This is a genomic window from Photobacterium nomapromontoriensis, from assembly GCF_050336815.1.
In the GTDB taxonomy this organism is placed as follows: domain Bacteria; phylum Pseudomonadota; class Gammaproteobacteria; order Enterobacterales; family Vibrionaceae; genus Photobacterium; species Photobacterium nomapromontoriensis.
Genome location: NZ_JAKJSL010000035.1, coordinates 17,711 through 42,871, shown reverse-complemented (window position 1 = coordinate 42,871; position 25,161 = coordinate 17,711). Strand labels below are relative to the sequence as shown.

20 protein-coding genes are annotated in these 25,161 nt (G+C 48.0%); 18 read left to right on the top strand and 2 right to left on the bottom strand.

Going from position 1 to position 25,161, the window contains the following annotated elements; genetic code table 11:
• Positions 1 to 30: 30 nt before the first annotated feature.
• Positions 31 to 2,655 (bottom strand): bifunctional uridylyltransferase/uridylyl-removing protein GlnD, encoded by a 2,625-nt coding sequence (gene glnD / locus L4D12_RS15250; RefSeq protein ID WP_428448705.1) that lies wholly within the window; start codon positions 2,653 to 2,655, stop codon positions 31 to 33.
• Between the two features lie 201 nt (positions 2,656 to 2,856).
• Entirely contained in the window at positions 2,857 to 3,732 is an 876-nt protein-coding gene (gene map, locus L4D12_RS15245; RefSeq protein ID WP_428448704.1) for a type I methionyl aminopeptidase, read from the bottom strand.
• A 324-nt stretch (positions 3,733 to 4,056) separates the two neighbouring features.
• On the opposite strand from map, the gene rpsB reads away from it, so the two are divergent.
• From rpsB to tilS, 18 genes are all read left to right on the top strand, one after another.
• Entirely contained in the window at positions 4,057 to 4,785 is a 729-nt protein-coding gene (rpsB, locus tag L4D12_RS15240; protein WP_428448703.1) for a 30S ribosomal protein S2, read from the top strand.
• Between the two features lie 113 nt (positions 4,786 to 4,898).
• On the top strand, positions 4,899 to 5,744 hold the full coding sequence (tsf, locus tag L4D12_RS15235; protein WP_428448702.1) for a translation elongation factor Ts: 846 nt from the start codon (positions 4,899 to 4,901) through the stop codon (positions 5,742 to 5,744).
• 90 nt (positions 5,745 to 5,834) lie between these two features.
• Positions 5,835 to 6,563, top strand: a complete 729-nt coding sequence (gene pyrH / locus L4D12_RS15230) for a UMP kinase (RefSeq protein WP_428448701.1) — start codon at positions 5,835 to 5,837, stop codon at positions 6,561 to 6,563.
• Positions 6,564 to 6,644: 81 nt separating this feature from the next.
• Positions 6,645 to 7,202, top strand: coding sequence for a ribosome recycling factor (frr, locus tag L4D12_RS15225; RefSeq protein WP_428448700.1), 558 nt, complete (start codon positions 6,645 to 6,647; stop codon positions 7,200 to 7,202).
• A 77-nt stretch (positions 7,203 to 7,279) separates the two neighbouring features.
• On the top strand, positions 7,280 to 8,044 hold the full coding sequence (gene uppS / locus L4D12_RS15220; RefSeq protein ID WP_428448699.1) for an undecaprenyl pyrophosphate synthase: 765 nt from the start codon (positions 7,280 to 7,282) through the stop codon (positions 8,042 to 8,044).
• Between the two features lie 152 nt (positions 8,045 to 8,196).
• Positions 8,197 to 9,045, top strand: coding sequence for a phosphatidate cytidylyltransferase (locus tag L4D12_RS15215; protein WP_428448698.1), 849 nt, complete (start codon positions 8,197 to 8,199; stop codon positions 9,043 to 9,045).
• A 119-nt stretch (positions 9,046 to 9,164) separates the two neighbouring features.
• On the top strand, positions 9,165 to 10,361 hold the full coding sequence (gene ispC / locus L4D12_RS15210) for a 1-deoxy-D-xylulose-5-phosphate reductoisomerase (protein WP_428448697.1): 1,197 nt from the start codon (positions 9,165 to 9,167) through the stop codon (positions 10,359 to 10,361).
• Positions 10,358 to 11,713, top strand: a complete 1,356-nt coding sequence (gene rseP / locus L4D12_RS15205; RefSeq protein WP_428448696.1) for a sigma E protease regulator RseP — start codon at positions 10,358 to 10,360, stop codon at positions 11,711 to 11,713. Before ispC ends, rseP begins: the two co-directional genes overlap by 4 nt.
• 35 nt (positions 11,714 to 11,748) lie before the next feature.
• Positions 11,749 to 14,154 carry an outer membrane protein assembly factor BamA gene (gene bamA, locus L4D12_RS15200; RefSeq protein ID WP_428448695.1) on the top strand — a complete coding sequence of 802 codons (2,406 nt, stop codon included), beginning with the start codon at positions 11,749 to 11,751 and terminating at the stop codon, positions 14,152 to 14,154.
• A 20-nt stretch (positions 14,155 to 14,174) separates the two neighbouring features.
• Entirely contained in the window at positions 14,175 to 14,684 is a 510-nt protein-coding gene (locus tag L4D12_RS15195) for an OmpH family outer membrane protein (RefSeq protein WP_428448694.1), read from the top strand.
• Positions 14,685 to 14,891: 207 nt separating this feature from the next.
• Positions 14,892 to 15,920 carry a UDP-3-O-(3-hydroxymyristoyl)glucosamine N-acyltransferase gene (gene lpxD, locus L4D12_RS15190; RefSeq protein ID WP_428448693.1) on the top strand — a complete coding sequence of 343 codons (1,029 nt, stop codon included), beginning with the start codon at positions 14,892 to 14,894 and terminating at the stop codon, positions 15,918 to 15,920.
• Between the two features lie 101 nt (positions 15,921 to 16,021).
• Entirely contained in the window at positions 16,022 to 16,474 is a 453-nt protein-coding gene (gene fabZ, locus L4D12_RS15185) for a 3-hydroxyacyl-ACP dehydratase FabZ (protein WP_428448692.1), read from the top strand.
• Positions 16,474 to 17,262, top strand: coding sequence for an acyl-ACP--UDP-N-acetylglucosamine O-acyltransferase (gene lpxA / locus L4D12_RS15180; protein WP_428448691.1), 789 nt, complete (start codon positions 16,474 to 16,476; stop codon positions 17,260 to 17,262). The genes fabZ and lpxA overlap by 1 nt, the downstream gene beginning before the upstream one ends.
• A gap of 1 nt (position 17,263) precedes the next feature.
• Positions 17,264 to 18,415, top strand: coding sequence for a lipid-A-disaccharide synthase (gene lpxB, locus L4D12_RS15175; RefSeq protein ID WP_428448690.1), 1,152 nt, complete (start codon positions 17,264 to 17,266; stop codon positions 18,413 to 18,415).
• 17 nt (positions 18,416 to 18,432) lie between these two features.
• Positions 18,433 to 19,038, top strand: coding sequence for a ribonuclease HII (gene rnhB / locus L4D12_RS15170; protein ID WP_428448689.1), 606 nt, complete (start codon positions 18,433 to 18,435; stop codon positions 19,036 to 19,038).
• Positions 19,039 to 19,192: 154 nt separating this feature from the next.
• Positions 19,193 to 22,672, top strand: coding sequence for a DNA polymerase III subunit alpha (dnaE, locus tag L4D12_RS15165; RefSeq protein WP_428448688.1), 3,480 nt, complete (start codon positions 19,193 to 19,195; stop codon positions 22,670 to 22,672).
• A gap of 56 nt (positions 22,673 to 22,728) precedes the next feature.
• Positions 22,729 to 23,688 carry an acetyl-CoA carboxylase carboxyl transferase subunit alpha gene (gene accA, locus L4D12_RS15160; protein ID WP_428448687.1) on the top strand — a complete coding sequence of 320 codons (960 nt, stop codon included), beginning with the start codon at positions 22,729 to 22,731 and terminating at the stop codon, positions 23,686 to 23,688.
• Positions 23,689 to 23,806: 118 nt separating this feature from the next.
• Positions 23,807 to 25,111 carry a tRNA lysidine(34) synthetase TilS gene (gene tilS, locus L4D12_RS15155; protein ID WP_428448686.1) on the top strand — a complete coding sequence of 435 codons (1,305 nt, stop codon included), beginning with the start codon at positions 23,807 to 23,809 and terminating at the stop codon, positions 25,109 to 25,111.
• Positions 25,112 to 25,161 lie beyond the last annotated feature (50 nt).

Below are 25,161 nucleotides of genomic sequence, written 5' to 3'. Positions count from 1 at the left end.
ATTTCCGGTCATCGACGCTACGGATTTATGTCAGTTTTTACTTTTTTCCAACGCTGTAATTAATGCATTTTTGAGCTGTAATTGCTGCGTTTTATCCAGTTGTTCACCGTTGACATTAGTGACGATGAAGAAGTCTTCTGCTCGTTCGCCTATGGTAGTGATTTTAGCTGCTTGAAGACTGACTTTCTGGCGAGCAAAAACTGAACCGACTCGAGACAGCAGGCCCGGCATATCGAGTGCAACCAGCTCCATCATGGTTTTCTTGCCAGACTTGGTTGGTAGAAAATTGACCTGAGTTTTGACATTGAAATGCTGTAATTTATGAGGGGCACGCTTTTTCTTTCGATCAGATTTCATGTGTGTCAGGGCGTTAACCAGTGCCCGGCGCACTGAGTGATGGCGGCTTTCACTGAGTTCTTTGCCTGAGGGGTCAAGGATCATGAAAGTATCGAGGGCATAGCCGTCTTTGCTGGTCATGACTTGTGCATCGTGGACACTGAGGTTTTTCTTATCAAGCTCTGAGACCACAATAGCAAACAGCTTGGTTTTATCTTTGCAGTAGACAAAGACTTCTGTTCCACCGCGAGTGGATTTTTTACTGAGTAGGATCAGTGGCTTGTCATGGTCTTCATGATTAAGAATGGCTTCAGCATGCCAGGCGATTTGATGATGGGTATGGCGCAGGAAGTAATCGGCTTTAAAGCGTTGCCATAGAACTTCTATTTCGCGAGGGGCAAAGCCGAGGCTGCGGAGCAATGCCGAGGCCATCTGTTGGTTGTGGCGGATCCGTTCGCGAATATCAGGCGGATTTTCCAGTCCGCGGCGCAGGGCTTTTTGAGTTGAATAGTAAAGCTCGGCGAGCAAGGTACGCTTCCAGCTGTTCCACAGTTCCTGATTGGTCGCACAGATATCGGCAACGGTCAGGCAGATCAGGTGATCAAGCCGTTCCTCATCGCGGACCTCTTTGGCAAAGGTGGTGATCACTTCAGGATCGTAGATATCGCGGCGCTGTGCCGTTACCGACATGAGTAAGTGCTGGTTGACAAGCCACTTGACTAGGTTGGCTTCAGGCTTGGACAGTCCGTGTAATAGGCAGAATTCGTAGGCATCAACGCCCCCTAGTTCTGAATGGTCACCGCCGCGGCCTTTGGCGATATCATGGAAAATCGCTGCCAGCAGCAGGATCTCTTTTTTCATGACTCGAGGGTAGACTTCACAGCAGATAGGGTGACGTTGGCGGTTTTCAGGATCATTGAATTTATTAAGGTTTTTCAGTAAACGAACAGTGTGCTCGTCCACGGTATAGACATGGAACAGGTCAAATTGCATCTGACCGACAATTTGACTCCATTGCGGCAAATAGGTGGATAGCACGCCATGACGATGCATTAAGCGAAAAGCCCGCTGCAAGCAATTGGGCTGGCGTACCAGCTCCATGAATTTTGCCCGCGCTTCGGGGATATCGATCAAAAAGCGATTGAGTCGGCGTCGTGCTGTGCGTAGCTGGCGTAAGGTAGGCGCCGCAATTCCTTCTATTTGAGAGTTACGAGCAATATGCAAGAACATATCAAGAATGGTTTCTGGTCGAGCTTGAAATAGCGCGGGTTTGGTCGCCTCAATCAGTGACCCCCTCAGTTGGAAATCATCATCAAGCATAATGGCTTCAGAAGAAACACCTTTGCAGATAATGGCTTGATCAAACAACTGTAACAGCATTTTGTTGAGCTCTGCGACCCGGCGTAATGTACGGTAGAAATCTTTCATCATCGTTTCTACGGGACGGTTACCTTCGCCACGGTACCCAAGTAGCTCTGCGACAGAGGCTTGGTGACCAAATGTGAGGCGGTTGTCATAACGGCGAAGTTCGCTATGCAGCGCAAAGCGGATCCGCCATAGAGAGTCCTGACACTCGACCAATTCACGGTATTCGGCATCTGTTAAAAAGCCAAATCGACTCATTTCCAATAGGCTGGTGGCCCCGAAATGACGCCGAGCGACCCAGCTTAGGGTATGGATGTCACGCAACCCTCCGGGGCTTGACTTGATATCGGGCTCTAGGTTGTAGGTGGTATCGTGATAGCGAGCATGGCGGGTTTTTTGTTCATGCAACTTGGCTTGGTAGAATGCTTCGCTGGGCCAGAAGTTACCATCATTGATCCGCTCTTCGAGTTGTTGGAAGGTATCTTCGTTGCCACATAACCAACGTGCTTCCTGAAGATTGGTGGCCACCGTGAGATCCGACAGGCCAATTTCAATACATTCTTCAACGCTACGAACACTGTGGCCAATGTCCAATTTTAAATCCCATAGCAGAGTAATAAACGCACTGATGGTATTACCGATGGCCTCATCAATTGGCGATTGACTTAAGATTAAAATATCCACATCTGACAGAGGGTGCAGTTCTCCCCGGCCGTATCCGCCAACGGCAACCAGAGCAAGGTGCGGCTGCTTCGAGAGTTCAAAATGGTGCCATAACTGCTTAAGCAAAGTATCAATAAAATGCGAGCGAGCCTCAACGAGAGTCGTGACGGAAACATGGTCAATAAATTGTTGTTTCTGGTGTGCACCAAATTGGTCTAAGACTTGGCGTAGGTAATCAGGCGAGAAAGCGGCTAAGTTGCCTGTGGTTGAAGTCGTTGAAGCGTCAGTCATAGCTGTCCGTGCATGTTATGGGATCTGTTTTAACATTATCACGGATATCACCAAGTTACCTCAATACTCATATCGAAGGGTGAGTTGCTATCAGTCTGCGGGGCATTTTGATAGAATCTGCGGGGCATTTTGATAGAAATAGGGGGGGATGAAAAAGCCGACGTCTGTCGGCTTTTTTGTTTGGTGTCGAGCACTCTAGGTTTAGTTGTGCATCAAGCGAGGAATCGTATCATCTTTACGCAGGGTCAGTACTTCACAACCCGTGTTAGTGACGACAATCGTGTGCTCGTATTGTGCCGATTTCTTACCATCAGCGGTGTAGACTGTCCAGTCGTCAGCCGCATCAACGGTACAGCCAAAGCGGCCTGCGTTGATCATTGGCTCAATGGTGAAACACATACCAGCTTGCAGCTTGGTGCGGTCGCTGTTGCGGTAGTGAACCACTTGTGGCTCTTCATGGAACTCAAAGCCAATACCGTGACCACAGAAGTCTTTCACGATGGAATATTTCTGTAGCGGATTTTTCTTGTTGTTGGCTTTGATGAATTTTTCAATTGCAGTACCGATGTCACCGACTGTCGCACCAGGTTTCACCTGACGCATACCTTCGTACAAAGCATCTTGTGTTACACGGCACAGGCGCTTGTCAGCGGGAGAAACCTCGCCCACGAAGAACATCTTAGAGGTGTCACCGTGGTAGCCTTCCGGGCGTACGTTTAGATCAGCGGTTGGATCATTCGGGATGATCACCGTGATGTCGACGTTGATGATGTCACCGTTCTTCAGTACAGCAGGCTTAATCAAGCCGTGACTGCCCATTTCATCTTGTTCAGCGGGAATGCCGTGACAAATGATGTGGTTGATTGAGGTACAGATAGATTTTGGGAAGCCGTGATAATCAAGTGGTGCGGAGTAAGCCCCTTTCTCAAGGGTAAAATCATGACAGATTTTATTTAGCTCTTCCGTCGTCACGCCTTCTTTGATGTGCGGCTCAATCATTTCCAGCACTTCTGCTGCCAAACGACCGGCAACACGCATTTTTTCAATTTCTTCAGCCGTTTTGATCTTAATGCTCATTCAATCTATCTCTGCATAGGACTATTTTCTCTTCTCTATATGGTAACAGTGAGGACGCAGGATGGAAACTAGGATTCGAGGGGGGAGTGATAATTTAGGCTGGATTTTAGTGGTAAAAATATGGTATAAAGCGCGCCGTATATTGGGTAATTGGATTTCGATTTAGTTATTCAGTCATACATAAACTTTTATTAATCATCCACACATATCGGCACATCTTCCGGGGTGCTCGGCAACTTTTCGCGAGGTTGTAACGCCAAAGGCGTTATTCGGGTCGGTTTAAGATGGGATATGTGGACGCCTAACCCCATAGAGGAATATTCAATGGCAACTGTATCAATGCGCGACATGCTTCAGGCTGGTGTACACTTTGGTCACCAAACTCGTTACTGGAACCCAAAGATGAAGCCATTCATCTTCGGTGCTCGTAACCGTGTACACATCATCAACCTTGAGCAAACTGTTCCAATGTTCAACGAAGCTCTAGCAGAAATCAACAAGATTGCTGCACGTAAGGGCAAGGTTCTTTTCGTTGGTACTAAGCGTGCAGCCAGCGAATCAATCAAAGAAGCAGCTGTTAGCTGTGATCAGTACTACGTAAACAACCGTTGGTTGGGTGGTATGCTGACTAACTGGAAAACTGTTCGTCAGTCAATCAAGCGTCTAAAAGACCTTGAAGTACAGTCTACAGACGGTACTTTCGACAAGCTAACCAAGAAAGAAGCGCTTATGCGTACTCGTGAAATGGAAAAGCTTGAGAAGTCTCTTGGCGGTATCAAGAACATGGCTGGCCTACCAGACGCAATGTTCGTAATCGATGCTGATCACGAACACATTGCAATCAAAGAAGCTAACAACCTGGGTATCCCAGTATTTGCAGTAGTAGATACTAACTCTAACCCAGACGGCGTTGACTTCGTTATCCCAGGTAACGATGACGCAATCCGTGCAATCAAGCTTTACACTGGTGCTGTTGCTCAGACTGTTACTGAAGCACGTAACCAAGACATCGTTGCTCAAGCTGAGCAAGACGGTTTCGTAGAAGCTGAATAATAGCCGGCTCCTTTGAGCATCTTAAGTTACCTTGTGTAAACTAAGAATGGTTACCAGGGGCCGATCATGGCCCCTGATTTTTATACCAAGTATTCAAAACTGAGGATATAACAATGGCAACAGTTACAGCTGCCCTAGTTAAAGAACTGCGCGATCGTACTGGCGCAGGTATGATGGATTGTAAGAAAGCCCTAGTAGAAGCTAACGCTGACATCGAGCTAGCAATCGAAAACATGCGTAAGAGCGGTGCGGCTAAAGCTGCTAAAAAAGCAGGTAACGTAGCAGCTGAAGGTACTATCATCATCAAAGATGCTGACGGTAAAGCAGCACTTGTTGAAGTAAACTGCCAGACTGACTTCGTTGCTAAAGACGGTAGCTTCCTTGCATTTGCTAACGAAGTTGCTGATGCAGCACTTGCTAGCCACGCTTCAGTTGAAGAGCTTCAAGCACAATTTGAAGAGCAGCGTGTTGCTCTTGTTGCTAAGATCGGTGAGAACATCTCTATCCGTCGCGTAGCATACATCGCTGGTGATAAAGTGTCTGCTTACACTCACGGCGCTCGTATCGCAGTAGTCGTTGCTGGTAACGGCGACGACGAAACGCTTAAGCACATTGCAATGCACGTTGCAGCGTCTAAGCCTGAATACGTGAACCCAACTGACGTTCCTGCTGATGTAGTAGCAAAAGAGCGTGAAGTTCAGGTTGAGATCGCGATGAACGAAGGCAAGCCTAAAGAAATCGCTGAGAAGATGGTTGAAGGCCGTATGAAGAAGTTCACTGGCGAAGTTTCTCTAACTGGCCAGGCATTCATCATGGAGCCTAAGAAAACAGTTGCTGATGTACTGAAAGAGACTGGCGCAACAGTTTCTAGCTTCATTCGTCTAGAAGTAGGCGAAGGCATCGAGAAGAAAGCTGAACTAAGCTTCGCAGAAGAAGTAGCGATGGTGCAGAAGGGTTAATCCTTCGCAACTTGCTCTCAGAAGACCGTGGCCTAGGCTGCGGTCTTTTTACAACTCCATATCTTAATGTAAGCCTGGAAGGTATCACTAATGACCACAAATCCTAAACCGACTTATCAACGTATATTGCTCAAGCTCAGTGGGGAAGCACTGCAGGGCGATGAAGGTTTTGGTATTGACGCACAAGTTCTTGACCGTATGGCTCAAGAAATCAAAGAACTGATTGAACTGGGTGTACAAGTTGGCCTTGTCATCGGTGGTGGTAACTTGTTCCGCGGTGCTGGCCTTGCTGAAGCAGGTATGAACCGAGTTGTGGGCGACCACATGGGCATGCTAGCCACCGTAATGAACGGGTTGGCAATGCGTGATGCGCTGCACCGTGCCTATGTGAACGCTCGAGTGATGTCAGCAATTCCGCTGAATGGTGTGTGTGATAATTATAACTGGGCAGATGCAATTAGTCAGTTGCGTCAAGGTCGAGTGGTGATTTTCTCTGCTGGAACGGGTAACCCATTCTTCACCACAGATTCTGCTGCGTGCCTACGTGGTATTGAAATTGAAGCGGACGTAGTACTAAAAGCTACAAAAGTTGATGGTGTATTCACAGAAGATCCAGTTAAAAACCCAGACGCCATTCTTTATGATAAGCTTGGTTATCAGGATGTTCTTGAACAAGAACTAAAAGTTATGGATCTTGCTGCGTTCACCCTTGCGCGTGATCATGGCATGCCAATTCGTGTATTCAACATGAACAAACCTGGTTCTCTTCGCCGCGTGGTGATGGGGGAGCAGGAAGGTACGTTGATCTCTAACGACTAAGTTTTTTGAGTCTGTGTGTTAGCACGGGCTCTGAACGGGAGCCTTGCTCCCGCATTTACCGAATCATTAAGGGTATTTATCGTGATTGATGCAATTAAACAAGATGCGCAAGAGCGCATGGGTAAAAGTGTAGAAGCACTTAAAAGTCAACTGGCAAAAGTGCGTACAGGTCGAGCTCACCCAAGCCTGCTTGATACTATCTATGTTGAATACTACGGTGCTAACACGCCACTTAAGCAACTTGCTAACGTTGTTGCTGAAGACTCGCGTACACTCGCGATCACCGTGTTTGACCGAGAGCTAACGCCTAAAATCGAAAAAGCGATCATGATGTCGGATTTGGGTCTGAACCCAATGTCAGCAGGTACGGTTATCCGTGTACCATTGCCAGCACTAACCGAAGAGCGTCGTCGTGATCTGGTTAAGATCGTACGAGCTGAAGCTGAGCAAGGCCGCGTGGCTATTCGTAATATTCGTCGTGATGCAAACGCAGATATTAAAGGTCTTCTAAAAGACAAAGAAATCTCTGAAGATGATGATCGTCGCAGCCAGGATGAAATTCAGAAACTGACAGATGCCGCAGTGAAGAACATTGATGCAGTCCTTGAAGTGAAAGAAAAAGAGCTAATGGAAGTATAAGGTTCGCCTTAACTTTACGCTTGAAATCGTTTAGAGCGCTGTGCGTGCAGCACAGCGTTTTTTTTTGAGGGAGAGGTATGGCAGAGCATACAATCGATTCTGCACTTGGCATTGAAAGCTTACCTAAGCATGTTGCTATCATTATGGATGGTAACGGCCGGTGGGCAAAAGCCAAGGGTAAGCCTCGAGTGTTTGGCCACAAGGCAGGCGTGGAAGCCGTACGTGAAACTGTCTCAACAGCAAATCGTCTTGGGGTACAGGTTGTTACTTTGTTTGCGTTCAGTAGTGAAAACTGGCGCCGTCCCGAGGATGAGGTTTCGTTGCTGATGGAACTGTTCATGACTGTATTGGGTCGTGAAGTAAAGCGTTTGCACAAGAACAATATCCGTTTATGTATTATTGGTGATACCAGCCGATTTAGTGCTCGTCTGCAGCGAAAAATTGCTGATGCCGAAGCCCTGACAGCAAGCAATACCGGCATGGTGCTGAATGTTGCGGCTAACTACGGTGGCCAATGGGATATCTTGCAGGCAGCCAAACGCCTGGCTCAACAAGTCGCAGAGCAAGGATTGACGGTCTCTGATATTACGGAAGAGATGTTGGCTGAAGGTTTGACGACAGCTAATTTACCGGATGTTGACTTGTTGATTCGCACCAGTGGCGAGTGTCGGATCAGTAACTTTATGTTGTGGCAGACGGCTTATGCTGAACTGTATTTTACCGAACAGCATTGGCCTGATTTCGATGAAACCAGCTTTGTACAAGCGATGGCATGGTATGTGAACCGTGAGCGGCGTTTTGGCTGTACCGGTGAGCAGATCCAAGCTTTGCTGGAAAATTAAGACCCAGTCAGTTTAGCTTTTGACGGGCAAGTTTATTTTGGGGCATCTGGCAATGGCTCGATGCCTTTTTTACTGGTTGTCCGGAGTGGCAACATATTGGTCAGCATCTCATGAGCTGGCCTACGATAGAATAAGAATTGAGAGGACGCAGTTTGCTTAAGCAACGAATTATTACCGCAGTCATCCTCGCTCCCCTAGTTATTGCAGGAATTTTTCTTTTACCTTTTCCTGCTTTTATTGCTGCCCTTGCTGCAATTACTCTGATTGGGTTTTGGGAGTGGACACAATTTGTTGAGACTAAATCGCGTCTTGTTGCGATGTTAGTCCCCTCGGCTGCACTGGGTGCATCACTGATACTGATACCAACGGATCCCGGTGCATTATCTGTGTTATCTACATCACATCACGCTATGCTGCTGATCGGTGGCATTTGGTGGCTAGTCGCCTCGGCATTGGCTGTGAGCTACCCCGGTAGTGCTAAGTTATGGTCAGCCATCACCCCTCTGAAGTACCTGTTTGGCCTGCTGACCTTGCTGCCTTTCTTCTGGAGCATCATTATGCTCCGCGCGGTTAATTACCTTGAATCTCCCTATCATGGTGCCAAATTAGTGCTATTGGTATGTTTCCTAGTGTGGGCGGCAGATACGGGCGCGTACTTCTCAGGTAAGCGTTTTGGTAAGCATAAAATGGCCCCGGCAGTCAGTCCCAATAAAACCATTGAAGGTCTTGTAGGCGGTGCTTTGTTGGCCGTAGTGGTGACTTGGGGCGGCGCAGCCGTGATGGATATACCGTTCTCAAGTCTTGGCAGTTTGCTGTTGATTGCGGTCGTGACGGTCGTGGCCTCGGTGTTGGGCGATTTGGTTGAAAGTATGTTCAAACGGGTAGCTGGTATTAAAGATAGTGGTAATATCCTACCGGGTCATGGTGGTATTCTTGACCGTATTGATAGCCTTACTGCCGCTCTTCCTGTCTTTGCTCTGCTCTATCTATGGCTGGTATGATCTAGCTTTCTCGACATCTGGCCGATATTAGATAGGTAAGTCATTACTTACTTGTCTGACATCGGCTAGGATGCCATGCTCAATTAGCCTGACGAAATTTTGTATTGTTAAGTGATAGTATGCGTAAGTTAACGATTCTTGGTGCAACCGGTTCTATTGGCAGCAGCACATTGGCGGTTGCTGGCCAGAACCCCGAATTATTTGATGTTGTTGCATTGGCTGCGGGCAGTAATTGCCAGAAAATGTTCGAGCTATGCCAGCAGTGGCGACCGAAATATGCGGCGATGGCATCGGTAACGGCTGCCGCTGAGCTGGCAGGGCTGTTGAAACAACATGATATCCAGACTGAAGTCTTAGCGGGTGACGAGGGATTGTGCCACGTTGCCGCATTAGATGAAGTCGATACTGTGATGGCGGCCATTGTGGGGGCGGCGGGTCTATTGCCGACCATGGCCGCAGTAAAAGCAGGCAAGCGCATCTTACTGGCCAATAAAGAAGCGTTAGTCATGTCGGGGCAGATGTTTATTGATGCGTGTCGTAAATACGGTGCCGAATTGCTGCCCGTTGACAGTGAACATAATGCGATCTTTCAAAGTTTGCCTGCCAATGTGCAGCGTGCCATGGGGTATTGCAACCTTGATGCTGCCGGCGTCAGTAAAATTTTGCTAACCGGCTCAGGTGGCCCGTTTCGTTATACTGATGTGGCTGAGCTGTCGAAGGTGACTCCACAAATGGCGATAGCGCATCCTAACTGGTCTATGGGGCCAAAGATTTCAGTGGATTCTGCGACCATGATGAACAAAGGGCTAGAATATATCGAAGCCCGTTGGCTGTTTAATGCCTCTCGTGAGCAGATGGATGTGATCATTCACCCTCAGTCAGTGATCCATTCAATGGTACAGTACAAAGATGGTTCGGTTATTGCCCAGATGGGGCTACCAGATATGCGTACCCCGATAGCTTGTGCAATGGCCTATCCTCAAAGAGTCGATGCTGGTGTCGCGCCGTTGGATTTTAGCCAGATTGGCGAATTTACCTTCTTAAAGCCAGATTTTTCCCGCTACCCATGCCTGAAGTTAGCCATGGATGCGTGTTATAGCGGTCAGGCGGCGACCACGACACTCAATGCAGCAAATGAAGTGGCGGTAGGCGCATTCCTTGATAATCGTCTGGGTTTTACAGATATTGCTCGCATTAACGCACAGGTACTGGAACGTACAACGCTGATTGAACCTCATGATTTGGACAGCGTCATTGAGCTAGATACAATGGCTCGAATATTGGCAACGGAAATGATTCGTAAGGTATCGTTATGATAGGATTTCTATGGAATCTAGGTGCATTTTTACTGGCACTTGGGATCCTGATTGCAGTGCATGAATTTGGTCACTTTTGGGTGGCACGACGTTGTGGCGTTTATGTCGAGAAGTTTTCGATAGGTTTTGGTAAGTCACTTTGGCGTAAAATTGGTAAAGACGGCACTGAGTATACGTTGGCGATGATCCCATTGGGAGGCTACGTCAAAATGCTGGATGAGCGGGTAGAAGAAGTGCCTGCTGAGCGTCGCCATATGGCTTTTAATAATCAGCCGTTGTGGCAACGTAGTGCGATTGTTGCGGCTGGCCCATTAGCCAATTTTGTGTTTGCTATTTTTGCTTACTGGGTGATTTATCTGATTGGTATTCCTGCCGTGAAGCCTGTTATTGGTGACGTTGCGCCTCAGTCAATTGCCGCGCAGGCAGGAATTGAACCAGGCATGGAACTTAAATCCATATCTGGAATCCAAACAGCTGATTGGGAATCGGTCAACATGGCCATGATATCCCATATTGGTGATGAAGAAATGGTGGTGACGGTTACCTCGCCAGACACCAACTACGATAGTCAGAAAAGGCTGGATTTGACTAACTGGTCATTTGATCCAGAACGTGAGCCAGTACTGACAACGCTAGGGATCATGCCATTTAGGCCACAAATTACGCTGGTGATTTCACAACTTGTGGAAGGCGGGGCAGCAATTGATGCTGGTTTGCGGTTAAATGATAAAATTGTCGCTATCGATGGTCTTCCTGTGACAACTTGGCAGCAAGTTGTTGATGCGGTGCGTTCACACCCACAGCAAGCAATGACGATGGACGTTATTCGTGATGGCGAGATGATGTCGCTATCGTTGACGCCAGGAGCCAAAGAGGCCAGCAATGGTGAGCAAATTGGTTACGCCGGTTTTGCACCAACGATGGAACCTTGGCCCGAGTCATACCGGATCAATTTGCAATATGGCCCATTAGAGGCGATAAGCAAAGCAACAGAGAAAACATGGCAGCTAGTCAGCCTTACCTTTGATATGGTCACGAAACTGGTGACGGGTGATGTTGCCATGAAGAATTTGAGTGGCCCGATTTCGATCGCGAAGGGTGCCGGAATGACCGCCGATTATGGTTTAGTGTCTTTCTTGGGCTTCTTAGCGTTGATCAGTGTCAATTTGGGTATCGTTAATCTATTACCGCTTCCGGTATTGGATGGAGGGCATTTAATGTTCTTCGCCATCGAAGCCGTAACACGTCGTCCTGTTTCTGAACGTGTTCAGGATATAGGTTACAGAGTGGGATCAGCCATTTTGGTTGCGTTAATGGCCGTAGCGCTATTCAATGATTTTACCCGCCTTTAATAAGAGCGATTTAGCAAGGAATAATCAGAACAGTAATGGCGATGAAAAAACTGTTGGTTGCATCACTATTGTTTGGCAGTAGTGTTGCGCATAGTGCGGATCAATTTGTAGTTGACGATATCCGCTTCGAAGGCCTTCAACGTGTCACTCGCGGTGCGGCATTGTTAAAAATGCCGGTCAGGGTTGGCGACAGTATTGATGATCGCGATGTCTCTGAAGTGATCCAGTCGCTTTTTGCTTCTGGCAACTTTGAGGACGTCAAGGTGTATCGTGACGGTAATGCACTGTTGGTTGCAGTGCAAGAGCGCCCAACGATTGCGAGTATTACCTTCTCTGGTAACAAGGCCATCAAGGAAGAGCAGCTCAAGGAAAATCTCGATGCCTCGCGGATCCGCGTAGGAGAATCTTTAGATCGCACCACCCTGAGTAAAATTGAAAAAGGGTTGGAAGACTTCTATTACAGTGTCGGCAAATATAACGCATCGGTACAGGCGGTTATCACCCCGTTACCGCGTAATCGTGCCGATCTGAAATTTGTCTTTACCGAAGGTGGCTCGGCGGAAATACAGCAGATCAACTTTATTGGTAATGAAGTGTTTACCGATGAAGAGCTGAGAAACAAATTTAATTTGCAGGCAGATGTTGCCTGGTGGAATTTCTTAGCTGACAAGAAATATCAGAAGCAGGTGCTGGCAGGAGATTTAGAAACGCTACGTTCTTTGTATCTGAATAACGGTTACCTGAAATACCGCCTCGACGCGACCCAAGTAGCCATCTCACCGGATAAGAAAGGGGTATATATTACCCTGAAGGTGAATGAAGGTAAGCAATATAAAGTCAGTAACGTTCAGTTGCGTGGCGATTTATTGGGTCAAGAGCCAGAGCTAGAATCATTAGTCACCATTGGTGCGGGTGATGTCTATAACGGTGCAGAAGTGACCGCACTGGAAGAAGCCATCAAGCGCAAGCTGGGAGAGCGTGGTTACGCCTATCCAGAGGTGAATACCATTCCTGACTTTGACGATGATAATCAGCAAGTCACCTTGATTGTGAATGTTCAGCCGGGTAAGCGAATTTATGTTCGCAACATTGCTTTCTCTGGCAATACCTCAACCAAAGATGAAGTACTGCGACGTGAAATGCGCCAAATGGAAGGCAGTTGGTTGAACTCACAAATGGTTGAGCGTGGCAAAACACGTCTGAACCAAACCGGATTTTTCGAAACCGTTGATGTACAAACGGTCCGTGTACCGGGCACCGATGATGAAGTGGATCTCAAATACACGGTGAAAGAAGCCAACGCAGGTAATATTAACTTTGGCGTCGGCTATGGTACGGAATCAGGGATCAGCTTCCAGGCCGGTATTCAGCAGGATAACTTTTTGGGAACCGGTAACCGCTTTGGTATCAATGCCATGGTTAATGATTACCAGAAAAATGTGAGCTTGGAATACCGTGACCCTTACTTTACCCTTGATGGGATCAGTTTGGGTGGCAAGGTATACTATAACGAGTTTGAAGCGTCTGACGCCAACATCTCGGACTATACTAACCAGAGTTACGGTGCCAGCCTGACGTGGGGCTTCCCGTTTAATGAAATGAACTTCCTTGAGTTTGGTCTGGGTTATGATCACAACAAGATCTCTAATACTCAAGAGTACTATCAGATCGAGAAGTTTAAGTCGATTCATGGCTTTAACCGTGGCGATAATGCGATAGAACTGGATGATGTGAATTGGTCGATTTCCTGGACGCGAAATAACCTTAACCGTGGTTATTTCCCGACGGCCGGTAATCACCAACGTGCCACCTTCCGGATGACAGTTCCTGGCTCTGATGCGCAATTCTTCAAGGCTCAGTATGATGTCCGTCAGTATTTCCCATTAACGGAAGATCATGATTTCAGCCTACTATTGCGTGGTCGATTAGGCTATGGCAACGGTTACGGTAAGACAGATAATGGCAGTGATCAGCTATTACCGTTCTATGAGAACTATTATGCCGGTGGTTTTTCGACACTGCGTGGTTTCCGTTCGAATACCGTAGGCCCTAAAGCAGTGTATTTGGACTATACCAATGGCGGTAACAACCCTGAGCTTATTGGCACCGATGATGCTGCCGGGGGTAATGCGACGGTCTTGGGTAGTGTTGAGCTGATTGTCCCTACGCCGTTTGTGTCGGAAGAAGTGAGTAACCAAATTCGAACCAGTGTGTTTGTTGATGCTGGTACGGTGTGGGATACGGAATATGATCTGAAGAACAGCGATGGCAAGTATCTTCATGACTATTCTGATCCTTCAATGATTCGTGCGTCTTATGGTGCTGCGTTACAGTGGATGTCACCAATGGGGCCGCTTGTATTCTCGATTGCTAAGCCAATCAAGAAATACGAAGGTGATGATGAAGAGTTCTTTACCTTCACCATTGGTCGAACATTCTAATTTTTTTAAGGAGATACTTTTTGAAACAGTGGATTAAAGCAGCTGGTCTGAGCCTGGTGATTCTTTCTTCGTCGATGTACGCCCAGGCCGCAGAGGCAACACAAAAAGTGGGTTATGTGGCGACAGGCCAAGCCATGGGGCAATTGGCGCAGCGTTACAATGTATCTGAGAAACTGCGTAGTGAGTTTAAAGATCGTATTGACGAACTGCGTAGCATTGAAAACAGCATGAAGACCAAAGTTGACAAGATGAAGCGTGATGGCGATCTGATGAGCGCCAGTGATCGCACCAAATTGCAACGTGAAATGGCAGCCTTGGAATCAGATTATAAATTGAAGGCGAAAGCCCTGCAGGAAGATCAGCGCCGTCGTGGTGCAGAAGAAGAGCAGAAGCTGGTGAAAAAAATTCGTACTGCCATCCAAGATGTCGCTAAGCGTGAAGGCTATGATCTTGTGGTTGATGCCAATGCGGTACTGTATGCTAATCCGAAAGATGATCTGTCTAAAAAAGTGATTGCTGCGGTTAAGTAACGCTCTGCTTTTTATCTCAGATAATGGCAAAACGTAAAACAGAAGTCGAAAGGATGGGGATTACTTTGGTAAACTTCATACTTTCGACTTGTTTTGTATTGGCATACTGGTCTTACCAAGTGGAATGAGATTCTGGTTATTATGGATAGAATTACCAGTTGGTAGGTGTAGGTAGCACCAACAGAAAACGATAAATAAAGGTTAATAATGGCTGCAATTACTCTTGCTGAACTAGCAGACAAACTAGGCGCAGAACTTCGCGGTGAAGGTTCTGTTGAAGTACATTCTCTTGCCGGCATGGGCAAAGCGGAAAATGGGCAGATCACATTCCTGTCTGACAGTAAATACCGCAAGCTGCTTGCAGAATGCAAGGCATCAGCAGTGATGTTACGTGAAGCAGATGCAGACTATTACCAAGGCAATGCATTGGTCGTTAAAGACCCATACTTAAGCTATGCATTAGTTGCCCAGCTGCTGGATACAACCCCGGTAGCGGCTACCAATATTGCAGGATCGGCTTACATTGACCCAACGGCAGAGATCGGCGCTAATGTAGCGATTGGTCATCATGCCGTGATTGAAGCGGGCGCTCGCATTGGAGACAATGTACAGATTGGCGCAGGCTGTTTCATCGGTAAAAATGCATTAATCGGTGCTGGCACCAAGTTATGGGCTAATGTGACGATCTACCACCGTGTTGTGTTAGGCGAGCAATGCTTAGTTCAGGCTAATACGGTAATTGGTGCCGATGGTTTCGGTTATGCTAACGATAAAGGCGAATGGGTCAAAATTCCTCAGCTGGGCACTGTTCGTATCGGCAATCGTGTTGAGATTGGTGCCTGTACCACCATTGACCGTGGTGCGCTGGATGACACTATCATTGAAGATAATGTCATCATCGATAACCAAATGCAGATCGCCCATAACGTGCAGATCGGATATGGTAGTGCGATGGCGGGTGGTACTATCGTTGCCGGCAGCACCAAAATTGGTAAATACTGTATTATTGGTGGCGCATCAGTACTGAATGGTCACATTGAGATCGCCGATGGTGTTACCATTACCGGAATGGGCATGGTGATGCGCAGTATTGAAGAAAAAGGGATGTACTCATCGGGTATCCCGCTGCAGCCGAATAAAGAATGGCGTAAAACGGCGGCACGTACTATGAAAATTGATGAGATGAATAAACGTCTCAAAGCCGTTGAAAAAAAAGTGGCGAACAAGGGCGAGTAGCGCCTAGCCAACAGGATAATTAAGTAGGCCTACAGTATGTAGGCCGCTTTGCGTTTCAACTGCACACTATTATTTATACATTGACTAACAGGAATTCAGTTTTGACTAGCGAAAATAAAACGCTGAATATCACAGAAATTCGAGAGCTTCTTCCACATCGTTTCCCGTTCTTATTGATTGATCGTGTGACGCATTACGAAGAAGGTAAAACCCTAACGGCGATTAAAAATGTCTCTGTGAATGAACCTCAGTTTACTGGTCATTTCCCTCAAATGCCGATTTTTCCGGGTGTATTGATCCTGGAAGCTATGGCTCAGGCGACTGGCCTGTTAGCATTTAAAACCTTTGGCGCGCCAGCTGAAAATGAACTGTATTACTTTGCTAGCATTGATAATGCCAAATTCCGTAAGCCTGTCGTACCGGGCGATCAGATGATCATTGAAGTTGAATTCCTCAAAGAACGTCGTGGTATTGCGATGTTTAACGGGGTGGCAAAAGTGGATGATCAAGTTGTTTGCTCCGCTGAACTAAAATGCGCAAGACGAGAATTCTAATGATTCACGAAACAGCACAAATTCATCCATCAGCGGTGATTGAGGATGGCGTAACCATTGGTGCTAACACCACGGTGGGACCGTTTACCTATATCGCTAAAGATGTTGAGATCGGTGACGGTAACGAGATCATGTCGCATGTTGTGATCAAAGGTCCGACCAAGATCGGTAACGAGAATCGTATTTTCTCATTTGCGATTGTTGGCGAAGAATGCCAAGACAAAAAATACGGTGGTGAGCCGACTCGATTAGAGATTGGTGATCGCAATGTGATCCGCGAAAGCGTTCAGATCCACCGTGGTACAACACAAGACAAAGGTGTGACCATTGTCGGTAACGATAACCTACTGTGTGTGAATGCCCATATTGCTCATGATGTTACCGTCGGTAACCATACCCACATCGGCAATAACTCGATTCTTGGTGGTCATGTTACGGTAGGTGATTATGCTGGCGTTATGGCACTATCCGCTATTCACCCCTTCTGTACCGTCGGTGCTTACAGTTACATCGGTGGTTGTTCTGCGGTTGTGCAGGATGTACCACCGTACGTGTTGGCTCAAGGTAACCATGCTTCGCCATTCGGCCTGAACTTGGTGGGATTGCAGCGTAATGGCTTTGAAAAGCCAGAGTTGCACGCCCTGCGTCGAGCCTATAAAGAACTGTATCGTTCTGGTAAAACTCTGGCTGAAGTGAAGCCAATCTTGGCTGAAATGGCAGAAGAATGGCCATCGGTCGGTTTATTACTGGATGCCATTAACAACTCAGAGCGCGGTATTATTCGCTAATATGACGAAGCCACTTCGAATAGGAATTGTCGCCGGGGAAATCTCCGGCGATATTTTAGGTGCCGGCTTTATGCAAGCCGTCAGAAAGCAGTACCCGGATGCTGAGTTTGTTGGCATAGCCGGTCCGCGTATGCAGGCTGAGGGGTGTGAAACGCTGTTTGATATGGAAGAGCTGGCGGTGATGGGGATTGTTGAGGTCCTTGGTCGTTTGCCTCGCCTGTTTAAAGTAAAGGCGGAGCTAGTCAAGTATTTCACTGACAACCCGCCGGATGTCTTTGTCGGTATTGATGCACCCGATTTTAATCTCCGCCTTGAGCGTAGCCTCAAGGATGCGGGGATCAAAACCGTGCATTACGTCAGCCCGTCAGTATGGGCTTGGCGTCAGAAGCGTATTTTTAAAATTGAAGCGGCGACTAACTTGGTGTTGGCGTTTCTACCGTTTGAAAAAGCGTTTTACGATAAATTCAATGTGCCGTGTGAGTTTATTGGCCACACGATGGCCGATGCCATTCCGCTTGAAACCGATCAACTGGCCGCGCAGCAGTTATTGGGGCTTGATCCCTCTCAGCGTTGGTTAGCGGTACTGCCGGGTAGTCGAGGCGGCGAGATGGAGCTACTGGCACCGCCGTTTATTGAAACCTGTAAGCTGCTCAAGCAGCAACACCCAGATTTAGGCTTTGTGGTGGCGCTGGTTAACCAGAAGCGTCGAGCGCAATTTGAGCTGGCGTGGCAAGTAACGGCACCGGAGCTTGATTTTGTTCTGGTGGATGATACCGCCCGTAATGTTATGACCGCTTCAGATGTGGTCTTACTGGCATCAGGCACGGTTGCGTTGGAGTGTATGCTGGTGAAGCGGCCTATGGTGGTGGGTTACAAGGTGAAGCCATTGACTGCTTGGCTGGCCAAGAAAATGCTCAAAACCAAATATGTTTCATTAGCCAATATTTTGGCTGATCGAGAGTTGGTCCCTGAGTTACTGCAAGATGATTGCACACCGGAGAAACTGGCCGCAGAGGTTAATCGTTTCCTCTGTGAGGATCACAAAGCCGAGAATCAGGCATTGATGACTGAGTTTACCCGTTTGCATCAGCTGATCAAATGTGACGCTGACCACAAGGCTGCCAATGCCGTGCTAGCCTTGATCGATAAGTAAGTTAATAGATAAGTAATATGGCTATTGAATTTGAACCGTTTGAGTACCCAGTTGCAGAACGCATTGCTGGGGTTGATGAAGTGGGTCGAGGCCCGTTGGTGGGCGCTGTGGTGACGGCGGCGGTGATTTTAGACCCGAATAACCCGATAGAAGGCCTGACCGACTCAAAAAAACTTAGCGAGAAAAAGCGTAACTTACTGTTTGATGAGATTAAAGAGAAGGCGCTGGCGTGGTCATTAGGCCGTTGTGAAGCTGAAGAAATTGACCAGCTGAATATCCTACAAGCAACCATGGTTGCGATGCAGCGTGCTGTTGCTGGTCTGGCTATTCAACCTGACTTTGTACTCATCGACGGTAACAAAGTGCCTGAACTGCCAATGGCCGCTCAAGCGGTGGTTAAAGGAGACTTGCGTGTAGCCGAGATCAGTGCCGCTTCTATTCTCGCTAAAGTGACACGGGATCAGGAAATGGAAGTCTTGGATGCGCAATTCCCTCAATACGGTTTTGCTAAGCACAAAGGCTACCCAACTAAAGCCCATTTTGATGCACTGGCTGAACATGGCGCCATCGAACAACACCGCAAGAGCTTCAAGCCAGTGAAACGTGTGCTTGGTTTAGAATAATAGAGCGCGACGTCTCCCCGTTCTTTTTGACTGGCGGTTTCTTGCACCAATCGTGTATTAGAGCCGCCGAATCTTGGCGATTAAGGTCAACAGCCGATGCGCTTTGGGCTATAATCATCCCCCTTGTTTTGCAACATCTCAATTCTGGTTAGTCATGGCAGAACCTCGTTTTATTCATCTTCATGTCCACAGTGACTTCTCTATGGTCGACGGCCTCTCTAAGGTCCCGCCACTGGTTAAAACCGTTGCCGGGATGGGGATGCCCGCCATGGCATTGACCGACTTTACCAACCTTTGCGGTCTGGTGAAATTTTACTTTGCCGCCCATGGCGCAGGCATGAAGCCCATTATTGGGGCTGATTTCAAAGTGCAGTCCGATGAGATGGGGGAAGAGCTGTATGATCTGACGGTGCTGGCAGCCGATAACGATGGCTACCATAACTTGACCATGCTGATCTCTAAAGCTTATCAGCGAGGTCATGTTCAGCACCAGCCGGTGATGGACAAAGAGTGGCTGATTGAACATTCAAAAGGGTTGATCCTGCTTTCCGGAGGGAAAAGCGGCGATGTCGGTAAGGCGCTGCTTAAGGGTAATCAGCAGCTGGTTGATAAATGTGTTGAGTTTTATCAGACTCATTTCCCTGATAGCTATTATCTCGAGTTGGTTCGTACTGGCCGTCCGGATGAAGACGCCTATTTGCATTTTGCGGTTGAATTGGCTGACCAGGCGGATCTGCCTGTTGTTGCCACCAATGATGTGCGCTTTTTGACTGCCGATCAGTTCGATGCTCATGAAATTCGGGTGGCTATCCATGATGGTTATACCATGGTCGATCCAAACCGGCCTAAGCTTTACAGCAGCCAGCAATACTTGCGTAGCGAAGAGGAAATGTGTGCATTATTTGCCGATATTCCTGAAGCGCTGGAAAACAGTGTTGAGATTGCGAAGCGGTGTAATGTCACTGTACGCCTTGGCGAATACTTTTTGCCGAATTTCCCGACTGGCGATATGTCGATTGAAGATTTCTTGGTTAACGCGTCTAAAGAGGGTCTTGAACGTCGATTAGCCTTCTTATTTCCAGATGAAGACGAGCGCCTAAAACGTCGGCCTGAATACGATGAACGTCTGGATATCGAGCTGAAAGTGATTAACCAGATGGGCTTTCCTGGTTACTTCTTGATTGTGATGGAATTTATCCAGTGGTCGAAAGACAATGGTGTACCCGTCGGGCCAGGTCGAGGCTCAGGTGCTGGTTCGCTGGTAGCCTATGCGCTTGATATAACTGATTTGGACCCACTGGAATTTGACTTGCTGTTTGAACGTTTCCTTAACCCGGAACGTGTATCCATGCCCGATTTTGATATCGACTTCTGTATGGATAAGCGTGATCTGGTTATCGATCACGTAGCTGAAATGTATGGTCGTGATGCGGTATCTCAGATCATTACCTTTGGTACCATGGCAGCCAAAGCGGTTATTCGTGATGTTGGTCGGGTATTGGGGCATCCATACGGTTTTGTGGATCGTCTGTCAAAGTTGATTCCCGCCGAGCCTGGGATGACGCTGGCGAAGGCGTTTGAAGCTGAACCTCAGTTACCGCAAGTCTATGAGGCTGATGAGGAGGTTAAAGATCTGATCGATATGTGTCGGATCTTGGAAGGCGTTACTCGTAACGCGGGTAAGCATGCGGGGGGCGTGGTGATATCACCCACCGCTATTACCGACTTTTCCCCGTTATACTGTGATGCCGAAGGGGGTAACCCGGTCACCCAGTTTGATAAGAATGATGTTGAAACCGCCGGTCTGGTGAAGTTTGACTTTTTGGGGCTGCGTACCCTGACCATCATTGACTGGGCATTAGGGATGATCAATCCCCGCTTAGAAGCTGAAGGGAAAGCTCCGGTTAATATTGCTGCCATTCCGATGGCGGATGCTAAATCGTTTGCGATGTTGCAGCGTTCTGAATCGACCGCTGTTTTCCAGCTCGAATCGCGCGGGATGAAAGATCTGATCAAGCGCCTTCAGCCCGACTGCTTTGAAGATATGATCGCCCTTGTGGCTCTGTTCCGTCCTGGGCCGCTACAGTCAGGCATGGTAGATAACTTTATCGACCGTAAGCATGGTCGAGAGGAGATATCTTATCCCGATGCGACCTGGCAACATGAATCATTAAAAGAAATTCTGGATCCGACCTACGGCATTATCCTGTATCAGGAACAGGTTATGCAGATAGCACAGGTGCTATCAGGCTACACCTTGGGTGGGGCGGATATGCTGCGCCGTGCAATGGGTAAGAAAAAGCCGGAAGAGATGGCCAAGCAACGTGCCACCTTCGAAAACGGTGCGATAAATAACGGTGTTGATGGCGAGTTGGCGATGAAAATCTTCGACTTGGTTGAGAAATTTGCCGGTTATGGTTTTAACAAATCGCACTCTGCCGCCTATGCTCTTGTGTCTTATCAAACGTTATGGTTAAAAGCCCATTACCCGGCAGAATTCATGGCCGCGGTAATGACCGCAGATATGGATAATACCGACAAGATCATCGGTTTGGTTGATGAGTGTCTGCGGATGCAAATCAAACTGCTGCCACCCGATGTTAACAAGGGTTTATACCGGTTTAATGTCGATGATAGCGGCGCTATCGTGTATGGCATAGGCGCGGTGAAAGGGGTGGGTGAAGGCCCGATTGAAAATATCATTTCAGCGCGAGAAAAGGGCGGCCATTTTAAGGACCTGTTTGATTTCTGTGCCCGTATTGATACCAAGAAAGTCAATAAGCGGGTACTGGAAAAGCTGATCAAGTCAGGGGCAATGGATCGTCTTGGCCCTAACCGCGCCGCAATGATGGCCTCTTTGGATGAAGCCATTCGTGCCGCTAGTCAACATCATCAAGCAGAAGCTTTTGGGCAAGCGGATATGTTTGGTGTATTAACTGCCGCACCGGAAGAAGTTGAGCATGCTTATGCCAATATTCCAGAATGGCCAGAGAAAGTGTGGTTGGAAGGGGAGCGTGAAACGCTCGGTTTGTATCTAACTGGCCACCCGATCAACGCCTATATTCCGGAGCTCAAGCACTATACGACCTGGCGCCTGAAGGATGCGCATCCGACGGGACGTGATAAGGTGGTGTCAGTGGCCGGATTGGTGATCGCCGCGAGAGTGATGACCACCAAGCGTGGAACACGAATTGGTCTGCTGACATTGGATGATCGCTCTGGACGGATGGAGGTGATGCTGTACACTGAGGCACTTGATCGTTATCTGGATCTGCTTGAAAAAGATAGAATCTTGGTTGTTTCAGGACAGGTCAGCTTTGATGATTTCAATGGTGGCCTTAAAATGTCTGCCAGAGAAGTCCTCGATATCTCAGATGCCCGAGAAAAGCACCTACGGGGGCTTGCTATCTCGGTCACTGAAAGGCAAATTGATCAACAGTTTTTTGAGCGTTTCAGCAAAGTGCTGGAACCACACCGGGCAGGTACCGTACCTGTCAATGTCTATTATCAGTGCTCGAATGCCCGCGCCAAACTGACCTTGGGGACAGAATGGCGTGTCACCCCAGCAGATCAGCTCATTACTGATCTCAAAATATTGCTGGGTGATAAGCAAGTCGAGCTTGAGTTTAATTAAATTAGCCCATAGTTATTTAATAAGTGAATAATGATGAGCAAAAGGATTGAAGTGGTATGAGCCTGAACTTCCTTGAGTTTGAACAGCCGATAGCGGAACTGGAAGCTAAAATTGAAGCATTGCGCGACGTTTCACGTCGCGATGGTTCAGCGTCGGTTGATTTAGAGAAAGAAATTGAGCAGCTTGAAAAGAAGAGCCTGGAGTTGACCAAGAAAATCTTTGGTGATCTGGGTGCCTGGCAAGTTGCCCAGTTGGCGCGTCATCCACAGCGTCCGTATACCTTTGATTATGTTGAGCACATGTTTACTGAGTTTGACGAACTGGCGGGTGATCGTGCGTTTGCTGATGACAAGGCATTAGTCGGGGGCATTGCTCGCCTTGACGGTCGTCCGGTAATGGTGATTGGTCACCAGAAAGGCCGTGAGACTAAAGAGAAAGTATTGCGTAACTTTGGTATGCCAAAGCCAGAGGGATACCGTAAAGCGCTACGCCTGATGAAAATGGCTGAGCGTTTTAAGATGCCAATCATTACTTTTATCGATACGGCGGGTGCTTATCCTGGTGTTGGTGCGGAAGAGCGCGGCCAGTCAGAAGCGATTGCGACTAACCTGAAAATGATGTCAGGCCTGACAGTGCCGGTTATTTGTAACGTGGTTGGTGAAGGCGGTTCAGGTGGTGCACTGGCGATTGGTGTTGGCGATTGTGTCAATATGCTCCAGTACTCGACCTATGCGGTGATTTCACCAGAAGGCTGCGCGTCAATCTTGTGGCGTGATGCTAACAAGGCGCCGCAAGCAGCGGAAGCCATGGGGATGACGGCTAATCGCCTGAAAGAGCTAGAGCTGATTGATAATATCATTGATGAACCGCTTGGTGGTGCACACCGTAATGTGCCTGCTATCGCTGAGTCATTGAAAAAACAAATTCTAGCGACGTTGGAAGAGTTGGATCAGCTTGATACTGAAACATTACTTGAGCGCCGTTATCAGCGTCTGATGAATTACGGTTACTGCTAAGTCAGTATCTCGTACTGACAACGCACACATTGAAATGGGTCAGCCTTCGGTTGGCCTTTTTTTTTGCGCGCTCACCTCTGATATACTTTCCTCTGTACTTTTTTCGGATTTGACCTCAATGCTTTACGCTAAGTTGAAAGCCAGCCTTCAGACCTCACCGGCAACATCAAACCGCATTGTGCTTGCGCTCAGTGGGGGAATGGACTCGCGGGTATTATTGCATCTAATGGGACGCTATATGCAGCTAAACCCTGCGCTATCCTGCCATGCTGTTCACGTCCATCATGGTTTGAGTCCGCATGCTGATAGTTGGGCGCAGCAGTGTGTACAGTGGGCCAAAGAGGAGGGGATTGACTGCAGTGTTGAGTCTGTTGATCTTACCCTAGGCAGCCGACTGAGTGTTGAACAGCAGGCGCGCGAGGCACGTTATCAGATGCTGGCAAAGCACCTGCAACCCAGTGATATTTTGCTTACGGCACAGCATGCCGATGATCAGTTTGAGACACTACTGCTAGCGCTTAAGCGAGGTAGCGGTCCAGCAGGGTTATCCGCGATGCCCAAGTGTACGGCATTCGCTGCTGGTTGGCATATACGGCCATTGTTGGATGTATCGCGTGCTGATATCGAAGCCTATGCGACAGCCCATCAGCTTGAATGGGTCGAAGATGAGAGCAACCGTGATGAACGCTATGATCGAAATTTTCTTCGCCATCAGATCACCCCGCTGATGACGGCTCGCTGGCCGGGGATCCGTAAAGCGGTTGCCCGTAGTGCCACATTATGTGCCGAGCAGGAAAGTCTGCTTCAGGAATTGCTGGCTGATAAGTTAGCTGCCGCCTTACACCCTGATCGCAGTTTATGTATTGACAGTCTGGGCAGTGAACGGCAAGGCAAAGCATTGATCCGACAGTGGCTATCACAGCAGGGGGCACTGATGCCGTCGTATGCTCAGATGGCGCAGATTTGGCAGACGGTCGTACAGGCAAAACCGGATGCGAATCCAAAAGTATGTTGGAGTCGTTTTGAATTGCGACGTTTTCAGCAGCGGCTGTACTTGATGGAGCAATGGCCTGATATATCGGATACCGTACTTGACTGTCAGCTTGGTAGCCCCTGCTTGTTACCACAAAAGCTTGGGTGGTTATCGCTTGTACCTGTAACAGAAGGCTGTTTACGTATGCCCCGGCATGATGAAGCGGTCTCTATACGATTTGAACCCGCCGGACTGGAAGTGTGCCCACTTGGTCGGGCCGGAAAACGAAAGTTGAAGAAACTGTTTCAGGAATATGGCGTGCCAAGCTGGAATCGCCGTCGTACGCCGCTTCTTTATTATGGTGAGCAGCTGGCAGCGGTCGCCGGGGTCTTTGTTGTGGCTGAATTTGCCGGGGATGAGTGTGGCTTACAGTGGTTGCCTTCATCATAAGGTATGTTGCGTCATATTGTTGACTGGATACATTAAAAAGTGGCCACTGA

Coding starts and splice junctions, on each gene's coding strand:
- accA (WP_428448687.1), top strand. CDS start 22,729: ATGAGCCTGAACTTCCTTGAGTTTGAACAGCCGATAGCGGAACTGGAA.
- rpsB (WP_428448703.1), top strand. CDS start 4,057: ATGGCAACTGTATCAATGCGCGACATGCTTCAGGCTGGTGTACACTTT.
- dnaE (WP_428448688.1), top strand. CDS start 19,193: ATGGCAGAACCTCGTTTTATTCATCTTCATGTCCACAGTGACTTCTCT.
- map (WP_428448704.1), bottom strand. CDS start 3,732: ATGAGCATTAAGATCAAAACGGCTGAAGAAATTGAAAAAATGCGTGTT.
- pyrH (WP_428448701.1), top strand. CDS start 5,835: ATGACCACAAATCCTAAACCGACTTATCAACGTATATTGCTCAAGCTC.
- lpxA (WP_428448691.1), top strand. CDS start 16,474: ATGATTCACGAAACAGCACAAATTCATCCATCAGCGGTGATTGAGGAT.
- uppS (WP_428448699.1), top strand. CDS start 7,280: ATGGCAGAGCATACAATCGATTCTGCACTTGGCATTGAAAGCTTACCT.
- rnhB (WP_428448689.1), top strand. CDS start 18,433: ATGGCTATTGAATTTGAACCGTTTGAGTACCCAGTTGCAGAACGCATT.
- lpxB (WP_428448690.1), top strand. CDS start 17,264: ATGACGAAGCCACTTCGAATAGGAATTGTCGCCGGGGAAATCTCCGGC.
- rseP (WP_428448696.1), top strand. CDS start 10,358: ATGATAGGATTTCTATGGAATCTAGGTGCATTTTTACTGGCACTTGGG.
- glnD (WP_428448705.1), bottom strand. CDS start 2,655: ATGACTGACGCTTCAACGACTTCAACCACAGGCAACTTAGCCGCTTTC.
- tsf (WP_428448702.1), top strand. CDS start 4,899: ATGGCAACAGTTACAGCTGCCCTAGTTAAAGAACTGCGCGATCGTACT.
- lpxD (WP_428448693.1), top strand. CDS start 14,892: ATGGCTGCAATTACTCTTGCTGAACTAGCAGACAAACTAGGCGCAGAA.
- ispC (WP_428448697.1), top strand. CDS start 9,165: ATGCGTAAGTTAACGATTCTTGGTGCAACCGGTTCTATTGGCAGCAGC.
- bamA (WP_428448695.1), top strand. CDS start 11,749: ATGGCGATGAAAAAACTGTTGGTTGCATCACTATTGTTTGGCAGTAGT.
- tilS (WP_428448686.1), top strand. CDS start 23,807: ATGCTTTACGCTAAGTTGAAAGCCAGCCTTCAGACCTCACCGGCAACA.